15 protein-coding genes are annotated in these 14,509 nt (G+C 71.1%); 1 reads left to right on the forward strand and 14 read right to left on the reverse strand.

What is annotated here, in order from left to right; genetic code table 11:
* Window positions 1-59: 59 nt before the first annotated feature.
* From AB0M59_RS27205 to AB0M59_RS27245, 9 genes are read right to left on the reverse strand one after another with little or no spacing between them, the layout of a single operon-like run.
* Window positions 60-2,057: a right-handed parallel beta-helix repeat-containing protein gene (locus AB0M59_RS27205; protein WP_364620172.1), complete on the reverse strand. Its 1,998-nt coding sequence runs from the start codon at window positions 2,055-2,057 to the stop codon at window positions 60-62.
* A 47-nt stretch (window positions 2,058-2,104) separates the two neighbouring features.
* Window positions 2,105-2,875 carry an SDR family oxidoreductase gene (locus AB0M59_RS27210; protein WP_364620175.1) on the reverse strand — a complete coding sequence of 257 codons (771 nt, stop codon included), beginning with the start codon at window positions 2,873-2,875 and terminating at the stop codon, window positions 2,105-2,107.
* The gene (locus AB0M59_RS27215) at window positions 2,872-3,933 is read right to left on the reverse strand and encodes an alcohol dehydrogenase catalytic domain-containing protein (RefSeq protein ID WP_364620178.1); all 1,062 of its coding nucleotides are present in this window, start codon (window positions 3,931-3,933) and stop codon (window positions 2,872-2,874) included. Before AB0M59_RS27215 ends, AB0M59_RS27210 begins: the two co-directional genes overlap by 4 nt.
* Window positions 3,930-4,769 (reverse strand): amidohydrolase family protein, encoded by an 840-nt coding sequence (locus tag AB0M59_RS27220; protein WP_364620181.1) that lies wholly within the window; start codon window positions 4,767-4,769, stop codon window positions 3,930-3,932. Before AB0M59_RS27220 ends, AB0M59_RS27215 begins: the two co-directional genes overlap by 4 nt.
* Window positions 4,766-5,710 carry an aldo/keto reductase gene (locus AB0M59_RS27225; protein ID WP_364620184.1) on the reverse strand — a complete coding sequence of 315 codons (945 nt, stop codon included), beginning with the start codon at window positions 5,708-5,710 and terminating at the stop codon, window positions 4,766-4,768. Before AB0M59_RS27225 ends, AB0M59_RS27220 begins: the two co-directional genes overlap by 4 nt.
* Window positions 5,707-7,626, reverse strand: coding sequence for a hypothetical protein (locus AB0M59_RS27230; RefSeq protein WP_364620187.1), 1,920 nt, complete (start codon window positions 7,624-7,626; stop codon window positions 5,707-5,709). Before AB0M59_RS27230 ends, AB0M59_RS27225 begins: the two co-directional genes overlap by 4 nt.
* Before the next feature lie 2 nt (window positions 7,627-7,628).
* Complete coding sequence (locus AB0M59_RS27235) at window positions 7,629-8,564, reverse strand: carbohydrate ABC transporter permease (protein ID WP_364620190.1); 936 nt, start codon at window positions 8,562-8,564, stop codon at window positions 7,629-7,631.
* Window positions 8,554-9,459, reverse strand: a complete 906-nt coding sequence (locus AB0M59_RS27240) for a sugar ABC transporter permease (protein ID WP_364620192.1) — start codon at window positions 9,457-9,459, stop codon at window positions 8,554-8,556. The genes AB0M59_RS27235 and AB0M59_RS27240 overlap by 11 nt, the downstream gene beginning before the upstream one ends.
* Window positions 9,456-10,823, reverse strand: a complete 1,368-nt coding sequence (locus AB0M59_RS27245; protein ID WP_364620195.1) for an extracellular solute-binding protein — start codon at window positions 10,821-10,823, stop codon at window positions 9,456-9,458. The genes AB0M59_RS27240 and AB0M59_RS27245 overlap by 4 nt, the downstream gene beginning before the upstream one ends.
* A 229-nt stretch (window positions 10,824-11,052) precedes the next feature.
* Between AB0M59_RS27245 and AB0M59_RS27250 the strand changes: the two genes are divergently transcribed.
* Complete coding sequence (locus AB0M59_RS27250; RefSeq protein ID WP_364620198.1) at window positions 11,053-11,820, forward strand: FCD domain-containing protein; 768 nt, start codon at window positions 11,053-11,055, stop codon at window positions 11,818-11,820.
* A gap of 15 nt (window positions 11,821-11,835) precedes the next feature.
* Here AB0M59_RS27250 and AB0M59_RS27255 read toward each other — a convergent pair whose 3' ends face one another.
* Genes AB0M59_RS27255 through AB0M59_RS27275 form a run of 5 tightly spaced genes read right to left on the reverse strand, consistent with a single transcriptional unit; the run spans window position 11,836 to window position 14,402 of the window.
* On the reverse strand, window positions 11,836-12,354 hold the full coding sequence (locus AB0M59_RS27255; RefSeq protein ID WP_364620201.1) for a hypothetical protein: 519 nt from the start codon (window positions 12,352-12,354) through the stop codon (window positions 11,836-11,838).
* A 58-nt stretch (window positions 12,355-12,412) separates the two neighbouring features.
* Window positions 12,413-13,174, reverse strand: coding sequence for an SDR family NAD(P)-dependent oxidoreductase (locus tag AB0M59_RS27260; RefSeq protein WP_364620204.1), 762 nt, complete (start codon window positions 13,172-13,174; stop codon window positions 12,413-12,415).
* The gene (locus AB0M59_RS27265; protein ID WP_364620207.1) at window positions 13,060-13,359 is read right to left on the reverse strand and encodes a hypothetical protein; all 300 of its coding nucleotides are present in this window, start codon (window positions 13,357-13,359) and stop codon (window positions 13,060-13,062) included. Before AB0M59_RS27265 ends, AB0M59_RS27260 begins: the two co-directional genes overlap by 115 nt.
* Window positions 13,344-14,030, reverse strand: a complete 687-nt coding sequence (locus tag AB0M59_RS27270; protein ID WP_364620209.1) for an alpha/beta hydrolase — start codon at window positions 14,028-14,030, stop codon at window positions 13,344-13,346. The genes AB0M59_RS27265 and AB0M59_RS27270 overlap by 16 nt, the downstream gene beginning before the upstream one ends.
* A gap of 12 nt (window positions 14,031-14,042) precedes the next feature.
* Window positions 14,043-14,402 carry a hypothetical protein gene (locus AB0M59_RS27275; RefSeq protein ID WP_364620211.1) on the reverse strand — a complete coding sequence of 120 codons (360 nt, stop codon included), beginning with the start codon at window positions 14,400-14,402 and terminating at the stop codon, window positions 14,043-14,045.
* Window positions 14,403-14,509 lie beyond the last annotated feature (107 nt).

Consider the following 14,509-nt stretch of genomic DNA (forward strand, 5'->3'; position numbering starts at 1 on the left):
GCGGGCACGCGTTCCCGGAGCCGCCGCGGGTCGGCAAAGCGCCACTCAGGCGCCCGTCATCACGACGAGGGACCACCCCGCTGTCCGGGCCTGATGCCCGCGTCGCGCATCACGTCCTGCGCGCCCGGCGGCCAGCTCCCGTCGGCGACCTTGACGTTCCCGTCGAGGACGTTGTTGTGCGGTGGGCCGGTCGCGACCTGGGTGGCGCCGGTGTCGTACCAGTTGCCGGTGAAGGTGTTGTCGTTGGTGTTGTTGGTGTTTCCCGCGTTGGTGAAGGCCCAGACTCCGGCGTCCTGGATCACGTTGTCCGCCAGGCTCACGTACCGCGACCCTTCGTCCAGGTACAGGCCCACGGTGTTGTGGTTGTCGTAGATGTAGTTCCGGTCGATGACCGCACCCGGGTTCGCGGAGAGGTTGTAGATGCTGCCCCCGTCGTGGAAGACCTTCTTGGTCCCGTGCACGAGGTTGTAGCGGACCACGGTGTCCTTCAGCGTGGTCGGCGTGGTGTACACGGGCTGGTAGGCGTACAGGCCGCGGTTGCGGTAGTCCTGGCTGCCGCCCGGGTCGTTGGCGCCCCAGCCCCAGCCGACGTCGATGCCGTCGTAGGCGAGGTCGGACACTTCGTTGTGCTCGATCACGGCGTGGGTGACGTAGGTGCTCAGGATCCCGGCCATGTCCTTGTAGTCCCGCGCCACGTTCGTGACGAGGTTGCCGGTGATGGTGATGTCCTTGTTCGTCATCGCCGGGTTGCCCGGGTGGTGCGCGTCGGGCTGCACCCCGCCGGCCACGATGCCGGAACCGGCGTCGTCGGTGAAGGTGTTCCCGTGCACGGTGATGCCGGACGCGCCGAGGCCGACGCCGGCGGCGTGGGCGTTGGCATCGTTGCCGATGCCGAGGGCGACCTGGCCCAGGTGGGCGAACGTGTTGCCCTCGAACGAAATGGTGTCCGCCGCCGAGACCTGGACGGCGGCCGGGACCTGGTGCCAGCTGTTGCGCGCCGCTTCGAACAGGGGGCAGCCGATCTGGCACGAGGTCAGGAAGTCGGCGGGCTGGGGGAAGGCCGAGGCGAGGAACGTCCCGCTCTGCTGGTCGGCGTAGCCGATCGACGTGCCGGGCTGGAGCCAGGTCGTGTGCTCGAAACCGAGCCCGCGGAAGGCGAGGTTGCGGACCGGGCGGTCGTAGGTTCCGCTCACCTGGACCAACGACGTCAGGCGCGGCAGCTCCACGTCCTTGCCGGCCGGGGACTGTCCCGGCGCGGCCTTGTAGAACAGCTTCCCGGCGGCCGGGTCGAGGTACCACTGCCCGGTCTGCAGGAAGGAGTACGAGTTCTCCAGCAGCAGCGTCCCGCCCGCGAACGGACGGGCGAGGGTGTCGTAGCCCCAGTTGTTGTTGTTCCACGCCGGTTGCTGCATGGTGATGGTGGTGCCGGCGATGCTCTGCACCGGCGCGTACCGATCGGTGAAGGAGTTCTGGCTCTCCACCTCGATGCGGTTCTGAGCGGGCAGGGAAGCCAGCTGGTTCAACGCCGGGTTGACGATGGTCAGGCCGGTGGCCGTGACTTGGACGTCGGTCCGCGCGATGGTGATCGCGGCCCGGGGAGCCGAAGCGCCGTCGACGTAGAGCTGCCGCGAATCCGCTCCCTTCGGCACGTCGGCGACGTAGATGTTCGCGGCCGGGTCGTGCAGCTTCCACCCGGTCACGGCCTGGCCACCGGACAGGACCGGAGCCTGGCCGGAGCGGGCTCGCCACGTGATGGTGTGGCCGTTGCGGCCGGAATCCTCGCTGGTGAACCGGAGCGGGGAAGTCAGCCGGTACGTGCCGCCGGTCAGCTCGACGTCGACGTTCGCCAGCGCGGACAGCGTGCGGGCGAGCTTCTGGGCGTGCTGCAGGGTGGCGACCGGACGGCCGGGGGTGCCGGGGTCGCGATCGTTGCCGCGGGGCGCGACGACGATCGTGAACCCGGGGATCCCGGCGGCCTGCGCCGGGACGGCGGCCGGTGCCGCGGCGCAGGCCGCGACGGCCAGCGCCGCCAGCACCTTCTTGACGGGGTGACGCATGATCATCCTCCTCGAGGATCGTGCGGTGGGGAAAACAGGGAGCGCGTTCAGCGGCCCAGCCAGCCGCCGTCGACGGGGACCAGCGCGCCGTGCACGTAGTCCGATGCCGCGGAAGCGAGGAAGACGGCGACACCGCCGAAGTCCCCGGGGTTCGCCCAGCGGCCCGCCGGGATGCGGTCGAGGATCGCGGCGAAGCGGCCGGGATCCGCCCGCAGCGCCTCGGTGTTGTCGGTTTCGACGTAGCCGGGGACGATCGCGTTGACGTTCACGCCGCGTCCCGCCCATTCGTTGGCCAGGGCGCGGGTGAGGCCCGCGATGCCCGACTTCGCCGCGGCGTATCCGGGAACGTTGACGCCGCCTTGGAAACTCAGCAGCGAAGCGGTGAACACGATCTTGCCGCGGCCGCGGACGAGCATGCGCCTGCCCACCTCGCGGGTGAGGGTGAACTGGCTGGAGAGGTCGACGGTGATGACCCGGTCCCAGTCGGCGTCGGGGTGTTCGGCGGCCGGAGCGCGGGCGATGGTGCCCGCGTTGTTGACGAGGATGTCCACCGGACGCCCGAGATCGGCGAGGGTGTCCGCGAGTTCCGCGACGGCGGCCCGATCGCCGAAGTCCGCGCTCAACGCGGTGCAGGTGCGCCCGAGCGCCGTGACGCGCCTTTCGACCTCGCTGCCCGACGGCTCCTGCTGCGCGCTGACCGCCACGATGTCCGCGCCGGCGGCGGCCAGCGCCTCGGCGATGCCGAGGCCGATCCCCCGCCGGGCGCCGGTGACCACCGCCAATCGGCCGGTGAGGTCGAACGGGGAAGGCGGGGTCATCGTGTCTCCTCGGCGGCACGGCAGTCGATGAGGACCTTCATCACGCCCGCGCCGGATTCGAGTGCCGCGAAGGCCTCGCCGGCCCGCTCGAGGGGTTCGGTCCGCGAGATCAGGGCGCGGGCCGGGATCGCACCCTCGCCGAGGAGCCCGACCGCGGCGGTGAAGTCGTCGCGGTCGTACAGGCGGGCGCCGACGAGCGTCAGTTCGCGCCAGAAGAACCGGTGGAGGTCCACCTGCCTGGGCGCCGGGTGAATGGCCACCTGGACCAGCCGGCCTCTCGTGGCCAGTGCGCCGATCGCCGTCGCCACGCCCGCTTCGGCTCCGGAAGCCTCGAAGGCCACCGCAGCGCCTTCCCCGCCGGTCCACCGGTCGACGGTGGCAGGGAAACCTTCGGCACGCGGGTCGAGCGCGGTCAGGCCGAGCCCTTCCGCGACCGACCGGCGGAACGGGTCCGGCTCGGCCAGCAGGACGGCCGCCCCGGACCGGCGTGCGACGACGGCGATGAGCAGTCCGATCGGTCCGCCGCCGACCACCAGCGCCCGCTCGCCTGGCCGGAGGGCGGCCCGCCGGACGTCGTGCACGGCCACCGCGACGGGCTCGACCAGCGCGGCGTGGTCGAGCCGGAGGTCGTACGGCAGGCGCACCAGGGTTTCGGCGGGGACCGTCCAGCTGCTCTGCATCGACCCGGGCGCGTCGATGCCGAGGAACACCAGGCGGTGGCAGATGTGGGAGTGGCCTGCCCGGCAGGCCGGGCACTCGCCGCACCACCGCAGCGGCATGACCGTCACGGGATCGCCGGGTCGCCGGCCTTCGACACCGGCGCCGAGCTCCGCGACCCGCCCGGACATTTCGTGGCCGAGCACGCCGGGCGGATGGACGCGGCTGTCCATGTCTCCGTGGTAGATGTGCAGATCGGTGCCGCAGATCCCGGTGTAGGCCACGTCGATCCGGACGTGGCCGGGTGGTGGGGACACGGGATCCGCCGCCTCGACGACCAGGCTCCGGCGGCCGGAGTAGGCGACCCGCCGGGTGGGCGGGCTCTGCGGTGGGGCGTTCATTCCGGGTCCTTTCGTCCTGCTTGCCCGACGGCGGCGCGTGCGAGGTAGGTCTTCTCGGCGTTGTGGCGGAGAACGGCTTCGGCGGGGTGACCGCCGAGCGCGGCGTGGACCGCGTCCAGCCACGCCTCGAGATCCGTGGCCAGGGTCATGACAGGCCAGTCGCTGCCGTACAGGCACCGGTCGGGCCCGAACGCGTCCAGAGCTTCCTCGAGCGCGTCGACCACCAGCGAGCGGGCCGTGCCCGGGGCGGTTTCCGTGGCCAGGCCGGACAGCTTGCACCGCACGTTGCCGTGCCGGGCGAGCCGGCGCAGGGCCCCGCGCCACTCGCCGTACCCGGGCCCGCCGGGCGACGGTTTGCCGAGGTGGTCCAAGACGATGGTGGTTTGGGGGCAGGCTTCGGCCAGTGCGGTCAGTTCGGGCAGCTGGTGCGCGCGGACGCAGGCGTCGAATGGCAGCCCCGCCTCCCCGAGCAAAGCCACGCCCGTGCGGAAGTCCTCGCGCTGAAGGAAGCCGGGAGCTTCGTCCTGCACGTTGCGCCGGACTCCGACCACGAACGGGTCGTCGGCGAACCGGCCCGCCTCCGCGGGGTTCTCGAGATCGGCGTGCGCGACGATCCCGCGGATCCAGGGGTGTCGCTGCGCTTCCCGCCGCATCCACGCGATCTCGGCGACGGCGTCCGCCGCGACTCGCCCGGCCTCGACGACGATGACGTCGTGCCGAACGGGGAAGAGGTCCGGGGTGAACGGCCGGTCGAGCCGGGCGACGTCGTCGAGCCACGGGTAGCGCAGCCGCCGCGGATCCCAGAAGTGCACGTGGGAGTCGAGGACCGCGGTCACGCTGCCACTCCCGGCTCCTGGTTTTCCGGGCGTCCGGTCGGCCACGAGCGGTCGCGGACCGGCCCGAGGCACTTCTCGACTTCTCGCAGCAGGTCGTCGTCGACCGGCTCGGTGAGCCAGCGGACGTCCCGGCGCACCTCCTCCGGGTCGGCGGCACCGACCAGCGTCGAGGCGAACCCGCCGGTGTTCACCGCGAACCGGAGGGCGACCCGGGCGAGTTCTTCACCCCGGTCCCGGCACAATGCGGCGGCCTCCGCGCACCGCGCGAGGATGTCGCTCGGCGCCGGGTGCCAGGACGGCGCCCCGCGGTTGGTGAGGGCCCCCATCGACAGCGGGGACGCGTTGACGACGGCCGTGCCGTGGCGCGCGAACCACGCCCGCCACTCGGCGAGCCGCCGGTTCTGCAGCGTGTACTGGCAGTAGGAGATGACCGTGTCGACCCGCGCACGCTCGACGACGTAGGCGAGCGCGGGCAGCGGGAAGCCGGTCACGCCGACGGCACCGATCAGGCCGGTCTCCTGCAACGCGCGCAGGGCGGGAACGGTCTCGTGCACGACTTGGTCGAGGTCGCCGAACTCGACGTCGTGGCACTGCACGAGGTCGAGGTGGTCGGTCCTCAGCCGGTCGAGGCTTTCGTGCACGCTGCGGGTGACCCGGTCGGCGCTGAAGTCGAACTCCGTTTCGCCATACCGGCCGACTTTGGTGGCGAGCACGTATTTCGAGCGCCCAACGCCGCTCAAAGCCTTGCCGAGAACGGTTTCCGCGACCGTGGTCCCGTAGAACGGGGAGACGTCGAAGAAGGTGATGCCGAGTTCGAGCGCGGTGTGGACGGCGTCGATGCCGCGGTGTTCACCCCCGCGGGGCAACCGGCCCAGCGGGGCGGCGCCGAAGCCGAGTTCGGAGACCTCCAGCCCGGTGCCGCCGAGTGGTCCTCGCCTCATGCGTCACGCTCGTCGAACGGGGTGGCGTAGGACGCGGTGCGGGCTCGCAGGGCAAGCCGCAGCGTCAAGCGGATCCGGCTGGACCGCGGCAGGTCCACCCGCAGCCACGGGCCGTCGAGCTCGATCGACGCCGACGTCACAGCCGGTTCGCGGTGGCCGTAGTCGTAGAGGCCGCCGATCCACGACGGGTCCTCGCACACGCTGTACTCCACGTGGCGGATGTGGTGCTCGGCGAACGCCCCGGCCTGGACGACCACCGACCGCGGCTCCTGCGGGTCGAGGTTGACCAGGTCGACGACGGTCGCTTCGGGGTCGATGCCGGAGACCAGCGCCGCCACGGACGGCGGCAGGCCGGGACGCCGCGCCTGCGCGTCGTGGTAGCGGACGCGAGCCTGCTGCAGCCCGCCGTTGTAGACGACCTGCGGGCCGCCCCAGGTGAGCTGGACCAGCGCCTCGGTGACCACGGGGTTGGACTGCTGCCACAGGTGGATGTCGGCTTCGGGCACGGCCTCGCCGCGGTAGCGCTCCATGCGGGTGAGCCGGTGCCGCACCTGCGCCTGGGCGGCGGCCAGGATCCGCTCCGGGTAGTCCGGGTTGTCACCGGCGAGGTAGGCGAGCCACGGCTCCTCGTGCCCGGCCTCCTCCTTGCTGCGGAACGGCCGCACGGTCCGCCAGTCGTGGCCGCCGGCCGCGCGCAGCCGCTCGAGGCGTTCGCGGTCTTCCGGCGCGGCCGTGTGGTGCCACAACGCGGCCGGGACGCCCATCAGCATCGGGTTGTAGTCGAACCAGCCCCGGTCGTCGTAGCGGAAGGGAACGTGCAGGGTCGGGGTGTCCACGTCCTCACGCAGCTGCACACTCCACTTGGACGCGAGGCTGGAGTCCGCCTCGGTGAACGCCATGACCTTGCCGTGGGCGATGAGCTCGTCCAGCGCCGGGCGCACCAGGTCGGTGAACGTCTCGTCGCCCGTGGCGATCGCGGCCGCCAGTGCGGCGACGACGGCGGCGTGCCCGACGCTGTACCAGCCGTGCGGCCAGGACCAGCCGTAGTGCCCGCCGTACCAGCGCCCCTCCAGCAGCCCGCCCACGGTGCCGTCGGGAGCGACGTTGTCGGGGAGGATGCCGTTGTTGGCCGCCGCGCGCTCCCGCCACGCGCCGACGTACTCGGCGAGCCAGTCGCGGTAGCGCCGGTCGCCGGAGAGCAGCAACGCGTTGAAGACGAGCCCGGACGCGGCCAGGTTGACCGCGGTGTCCCCCCGCCCCGTGCGCTGCCGCATCTGCTCCCCCAGCCGCGGGTCGCGCTCTCGCGGGGGCTCCTCGGCGTCCGGCGGCAGCAACCACTCCAGCGGGAAGCCGTACATCGCGGCCTCCTGGGGCAGCCACGGGTACGAGTCGCCGTCGAAAAGCCCGTCGCGCGCCGGGTCGCTGCCGTTGTGCGGACGGCGGATGATGCGGTGCACGGGGTCGTAGTTGCCGTAGGCGGGGTCGACGTACAGCTCCGCGAACCGCAGCGCGCGCTTCCGCCACCGCTCGGGCGCGGCCATGCACAGGAAGTACAGCAGCAGCAGGCTTTCGCCCTGGTGGAACCAGTCGTAGCCGCGTTCGTACTCGTCGTGCAGCATGCCCAGCTCGGTCAGCTGCCGGGTGACGCCCTCCCAGTGCCGCTCCGACTCGGCGAGCAGGTCGTCGGCGCCGCCGAGCAGGTAGAGCTGGGGCCAGTTGAAGAAAGTTTCGTAGAAGTCGTCGACGCCGTCGCGGCTGGTGAGCCCGTCGTCGTAGGCCAGCCGTCCGTCCGGGCCGGTGAAGTCGCCGGCGAACCGGCGCCAGGCCCGGTCGAGCAGGTCGAACAGCTCGCGCTGGGCGATCGCCCACCCCGGTGGTTCGAGCAGCGGGACCGACGCCGTGATGACGGGATGCATGACTACTCCTTGGTCGCGCCGGCCAGCATCCCGGTGACCAGGAAACGCTGGGAGAAGAGGAAAACCACGAGGACGGGCGTGATCGCCAGCAAGGTGGCCAGCGCCAGTTCCGGCCGCTGCACCGCCGCGGTGCCGACCGTCGGGTTGAACTGGGGAACCGAGTTCAGCAACGTCCCCAGCCCCACCTGGACCGGGAACTGGTCGCTTTCCGGCAGCAGGACGTAGGGCAGGAAGTAGTTGGTCCAGTTGGCCACGAAGCTGAAGAAGCCGACGAGCGCGACGATCGGCGCGGCCAGCGGCAGGGCGACGTGGCGGAACACCCCGAACGACGAGCAGCCGTCGAGCTTCGCCGCCGCGATCAGGTCACGCGGCACCGCGGTGGTGAAGTAGATGTAGGTCAGGTACACGCCGAAGGGGTAGAACGAGTACGGCAGGATGATCGACCACATCGAGCCGATCAGGTGCACCGCGTTCACCTCGAGGAACAACGGCACCACGAGGGTCGCGTTCGGCATCAGCATCACGACCAGCGTCGCGACCAGCAGCGTGCGCCGGCCGCGGAACTCGGTCATCGCGAGGGCGTAGCCGGCCGGGATCGCCACGCACAACGTGATCGCGAGCGCCACGAACGAGTACACCGCGGAGTTGCCCAGCCACTGGAAGATCGCGTTGTCCTGGAAGGACGTGAGCGCGTTCCAGTTGTCCCCCAGCGCGCCCCACGAGCCGAAGGACAGCGGGTTGCCGTGCACGAGCTGGTCGTCGGTCTTCGTGGCGGCCAGCAGGAGCCACAGCACCGGGAGCACGAAGAAGACGAGGAACAGCACGAGCACCAGAGCCGAGAGCGGGTTCGGCAGCCTCCGGGTGCGACGCCGCCGTGGAGCGGCCGCGCGGCGCACCGCCTCGTTCACTGGCGCGGCAACGTGGGTGTCAGTCGGCATCGAAGAACCCCGATCGGGCGACGAACACGCCGGCGACGATCAGCCCGACCAGCAGCAGCTCCACCGAAATCGCCGCGGCGGTGTTCACGTTGTTGTTCTGGAAGGCGAAGTCGTACGAGAGCTGGTTGAGCGAGTAGTCGTGCCCGGCGACGCCGACACTGGCCTGCGAGAGCAGCTGCGGTTCGACGAACAGCTGGGTCCCGCCGGCGAACGCCAGGATGACCATGTAGACGATCCACTTGCGCAGCAACGGGATCTGGATGCGCCAAGCCGTCTGCCACGCGCCGGCGCCGTCGATGCGGGCCGCCTCCAGCAGGTCGGGGGAAATGTTGTTCAGGGCGCCGTACATCACCACGATCCAGCCGCCCGCCCCGGTCCAGAACGCGATCAGGGCGAACAGGACCGGGAGGTGGTCCGGCGCGACGACCTGGCCGAAGGTGTCGAACCCGACAGCGCGCAGCAGCGCGCTCACCGGGCTCACCGACGGGTCCAGCATGAACAGCCACACCAGCACGCTCGCGGCCCCGGCGAGTGCTCCCGGGATGTAGTACAGGAAGCGCAAGGCCTTGCCGGCCCCGGTCGCGGTCAGGCGGTGCAGCAGCAACGCCAGCCCGACGACGAACACCACCAGGGAAACCAGCCAGAACACCAGGTACAGCGCCACGTGTCCGACTGCGGCGAAGTACCGGAAGTCGGTGGCGGCGTCGACGAAGTTCGAGAAGCCGGCGAAGCGGTCCCCCGCGTCGGTGAAGGCGAAGTACACCGCGTACACCGTGGGGACGACGCCGAACGCGATCAGCAGGACGACGTAGGCGGCGACGAACAGGTGGCCGGCCCGGCCCGGCCGGAACACCCGTCGCCGCGACGAGGTCCTGGCCGTGGCGGCGGTGGTCACCGGCTGACCTCGTACCCGGCGGACCGCGCGTAGTTCGTGATCGCGGTCTGCCATTCGGGCAGCAGCGAGACGATCGTCTTGCCCGCGGTCAGCCCCGGTGTCACGGTCGCGGCCCAGATCGCCTCCTGGCTGAACTGGCCGTAGCCCCAGCCCGGCCACACCTGCGGGGCGGCCGCCTGCAGCGGGACCGCGACGTCGTTGGCGTAGTACTTGCTCGAGGACTGCTGCGCCAGCCAGGTCTTCGCCGCCGCCGCGTAGGCGGGGTAACCCGGCGAGACCTTGCCCTGGTAGTCGTCCGAGGTGGTGACCCAGGTGAGGAAGTCGGTGGCGTCCTTGAGGTTGGCGCTGTGGGCGGACAGCAGCCACGTGCCGCCGCCGACGTTGCCGACCGAAGGGGACGGGTCTCCGGCCCACTGCGGCAGCGGGGCCGCGGCGATCTGACCGGCCGGGGTCTTGAACGACTCCTGGAACACCGAACCGCCGAACCACGACGGCCCGGGCATCATGAGGATCTTGTCCGCGGCGTTCTTGTCGAAGTCGGAGCTGAACACGCTGCTGGTGGACATCGTGCGGTTCTTGACGAGCGTGTCGAGCAGCGACGCCATCCGGGTGCAGTTCGGGCTCGAGGTGTCGACCTTGACCGCCTTGGGACCGGTGATCTCGTTGGCGCCGCACTTGGACGCCCAGAGGTAGATCTCCGGGGTGAAGTTGTCGCCGGCGGTGCCCACGAAGTAGCCGGGGTGCTCGGTGGCGACCCGCTGACCCAGCGCCTGATACTCCTCCCACGTCTTGGGCACCTGGTAACCCCACGACTGCATCAGCGGCGCGTTGTACCAGAGGACGGTCTGGGCCAGGTCGTTGCGCAGGCAGTACAGCGTGCCCTCGACCGTGCACGGGTCGTTCGCCCCCGCGGTCCAGCCGCTGAGGGTGGCCTCCGGGATCTGACCCTTGTTCAGCGGCGCCGTGAACCCGGCCTGCACCGCCCAGGTGGCCTCGTTGTTCTGCGAGCTGAACACCACGTCCGGCCAGCCGCTGCGGGTGCGGTTGAACAGGCTCACCTTGGTCTGCAGGTAGTTCGAGCCGTTGGCGTCCCCGTCGTAGGTGACGATGTCCATCGGCACCGACGGGTGCTGCTTCTGGTAGAGCTGCGCCGCGGGCAGCCGCGTGGAGTCGACCCAGACGGTGATCTTCCCGCCCGTCTGCTGCACCGGCTGGAACCCGCCCTGGGCACCGCTGCCGCTCCCGCCGTTGCCGCAGGCCGTGACCCCGGCGAGGACGGCCGCGACGCCGACGATCAACCCCGCGTACCGCCTGCGGCGCACGAACGAGCCTCTGGCTCCGGAAGCGCGCACCTGAACTGTCATGAGGTTCTCCACTTCGTCGTGGCACCCGCAGGTCACACCTGATAAGGGAACAGATCCACCAAATGTGTCGCACACATTGCTGCGAGCTGTCTCTACTGCGCACCATCACAGCTGGTCGAGCCGCCTTCGTCAAGAGGTCATGCGGCCGAAAATAAGTCATACACATTGTTGCGCAGCTCGGGCGGATGTAGGGTTCACGGCGCAGAGCCGAAGACGAAGGAGACAACGGGTGGACGAGACGCGCGCCGCGGGCGAGCCCGGGATCGACCCGCCCGCGCCGCAGGAAGCCGCCTACCGGCCGGGGTACGAACGCATCGCCGAGGAGATCCTCCGGCTCATCGCCGAGCTGCGGCTGCAGGCCGGCGAGCGGATGCCCACGGAGAACGAGCTCGCGACCCGGCTGGGCGCCTCGCGCACCGTGGTGCGGGAGGCGATCAAGATCCTCTCCGCCCTCGGACGGGTGCGCGCCCAGAAGGGGCGGGGCCTCTACGTGGCCGACGACGAGGGCATGCTCGGATCGGCCCGCTGGTCGGGTTTCTTCCTGCCGACCGACCTGGACCACGTCTACATGCTGTTCGAGTTCCGCCGCGTCCAGGAGATGACCGCCAGCAGGCTGGCCGCCACCCGGGCCACCCCGGTCGAGCTCCGGTCGATCGAGGCGGCCGCGGAAACCTGCCGCCAGGGACACGTGACCGGCGAAGCGGCGCTGTTCGACCGCGGGGACGAAGACTTCCACCTCGGGATCGCCGCCGCGTCCCACAACCAGTTCCTCCTGGCCGCCGTCCGCGAAGTCCGGCGGCTGCAGCACCAGTCGAGCACCATCGGGCTCCACGGCACGGTCGGTGGCCACGCCGCGGAAGCGGTCGAAGAGCACGCGGCGATCTACGAGGCCATCCGGGACGGCGACCCGGAAGCGGCCGCCCAAGCCGCCGCGGTGCACCTCGACAACACACTGGAGGACTACCGCCGCGAGATCCAGCGACGCGTCTTCGGCTGACGCCCGCTCCCCTCCCTACTCGACGTCGTCTTCGTCATCGACGGGACCGGCGTACCAAAGGTCGATCGCGTAGCGTTCGAGCCCGGCGTACCGGTCGAGTTCGTCCAGCGCATCCGGGTCGCTGCCGAGTCGCTCGAGGACGGTGCGACGTACGCGTTCGGCTTCGTCACGGCCCGCGTGGCTGACGGCGACGTGATACTCCCCCGGCCCGGGCGGAAGCGTGAAGTCTGTGACCTCGCCGGTGGGCGAGCCCAGGACGAGCAGCCCGGTGGGGCACTCGAGCGGGAGACGCGGCATGCCGCCGGGTTCAGCTTCGGGTTCGCCGTCCCACACGACAACGCGCGCGGTGACCGGAAACAGGTCCTGGACACAGCTGATGAACAGCTCGTAGCCGGTGCCGGCCACGATGGAGGTCTTCAACCGATCGATGGCCGCGGAACTGCCGACTCCGGCGTCGTTGTCCTGGTCGCGCAAGGTCAGAAGCCGATAGCCGGCAACCGTGGTCATCTCGTGCTCGGCGATCGAACGGGCCATCGTCGGGCGGTTCTCCGTTCTTCAGCGGCTTCGGCGATCCTAGCGACGATGATCACGACTAACGCTCGGCTCCCGTCGTCGTCGCCTGTTCTCCGGACGGGGCGGGCCAGCGGCCGTGGATGCGTTCCTGGGCCGGCGCCGGCCGGTGCACGGTTCCGGACGTCGGCCGCAACCGCGTGCGGGACAGCACGGCCAGCCGGAGCAGGGGGCCGACCAGCCGGTCGTACACCAGGGGCAGGAGCCGGAATCCCGCGATGATGAGCGGATTGCCCGGGCCGACCGGTACGGACACGTGCCGGCGGGGGCGGTCGGCCAAGCGCATGATCGCCGCGGCCACCCGTTCCGGGGCCAGCACCGGCCACGGCGGCCGTACGACGTGGCCGGTGTAGTTGGCCGCCTGGTAGTAGATGGGCGTGTTGACGCTGCCGGGACTCACGATGCAGACCGACACCCCGGGCTCGTCCCGGGTTTCCTGCTGCAGGGTGCGCAGCACCGCCCGCTGTCCCCATTTCGACGCCGCGTACGCGCCCATCCGAGGCACAGTGACCGAGCCCAGCAACGAGTTGACTCCGATGAACGTGCCCGCGTGCTGGGCGCGCATCACCGGGAGCACCGCACGAGCCAAGTGGACGGTGCCGTGCACAGCGGTGTCGACGACGGCGGTGAACACCTCGGCCGGCATCTCCTCCACGCTGCCGTACCCCATCACCGCCGCGGTGTGCACGAGGACATCGATCCGGCCGTGACGCCCCAGAACCCGAGCGACGAGATCGTCGGCTGCGCCCGGGTCGCCGATGTCCTCGGCCACGGTGTCCACCACGTCGGCGCCGGCACGTCGGCACGCCGCTTCGGCGGCGTCGACCGCTCGGCGCTGCGCGACACCAGAACGAGCTTGCCGGCCCGGGCCGCGAACGCGACCGCGGCGGCCAGCCCGATCCCGCTCGTAGCACCGACGATCACCACGACCCGTCCGGTCGCCGAGCGGGGTTTCAGGCGACTGTGCACGATGCTCCGTCCAGGATCCGGCCCAGTGGGCCGCGCGCGCCGACCAGAGGTTCGTCGAGCAGGGTGGCGGCCGTGAAGCCGGCGGCCAGTCCGTCGAAGGTCCGATGCCGGCGCAGCATCGCGTGCCGGCCGTGGCGCACCTGGACCACGCCGACTCGCGCGGTGCGGGCGAGGCGACGGGCGGCCGCGAGCGCCCGGTGCGGGCTCGCGATGCGATCCGCCGTGCCGTGCACGAACAGCACGTGCCGGTCCGCGGCGTCGACGTCACCGTCGTGGGCGTAGACCCAGGGTGCCAACGCGACGACGCTGCGAACGCCGTCCTCGCCGGCGCTCAAGATCGCCGCGCGGCCGCCGAGCGAGTGTCCGATCAGGCCGATCGGTGTGGCGGGTGGCAACTGCGCTCGGAGCTGGTCCAGCGCCCACCGGACGTCGTCGACCGGGGTGTGCGTGCAGTCCCAGCCGCGTACCGAGTTCAGCAGCCGCCACACGGCCAGCCGCCCGCGGCCGGCGTGGGCGACGCGGCGGGCGATGGGGATCATGCGCACCACCGACAGCTGAGCGGGACTCACCGGCATGGCGCCACCCCGGCTGCCACCGCCGTGCAGCACGACGACCGCGGCGGCCGGGGACCGCGGGATCCGGGTCGGGAAGAGGCGGGCGGTGGTGAGCAACGGGAGTCCTCTTCAGCGCACGAGAGCGGAGGCGGCGCACAGCGCGGCCCAGGTGGCGGCGAAGGCCGCGACCTTGGTGCGCGCGGAGCGGTCGGGCAGGGTGGTGCCGAAGATGAGGGCGTCCGCGGCGTCGGAGGCCACGCGGGCGGCGAGGGCGAGCCGCAGCGGACGGCCCGGCGGGGCGAACATCATCGCGAGACCGATGACGGCGTCCCGGGCACCGATGCCGCCGACCAGTGTCCGCACGCCCGCGGTGACATCGCCGGTCGGTGTGGTCAGGCCGCACGGTTTGGCCAGCACCTTCGGTGCGGCGATGATCGTCGCACTGTAGGCGGCGGTCGCCGCTCCGAGAACGCGGGTCAGCGCGGGCATCGGTCACTTCCTTCGCATCGGAGTCGAACACCGAACTGGCTGCATACCCGGTCGAATCGCCAACAAACCGATGCATTCGCCGAGCCGACGCCGCTTTCCGCATCGAT

The sequence above is a fragment of the Amycolatopsis sp. NPDC051371 genome (genome assembly GCF_040682155.1).
Taxonomy (GTDB): Bacteria; Actinomycetota; Actinomycetes; order Mycobacteriales; family Pseudonocardiaceae; genus Amycolatopsis.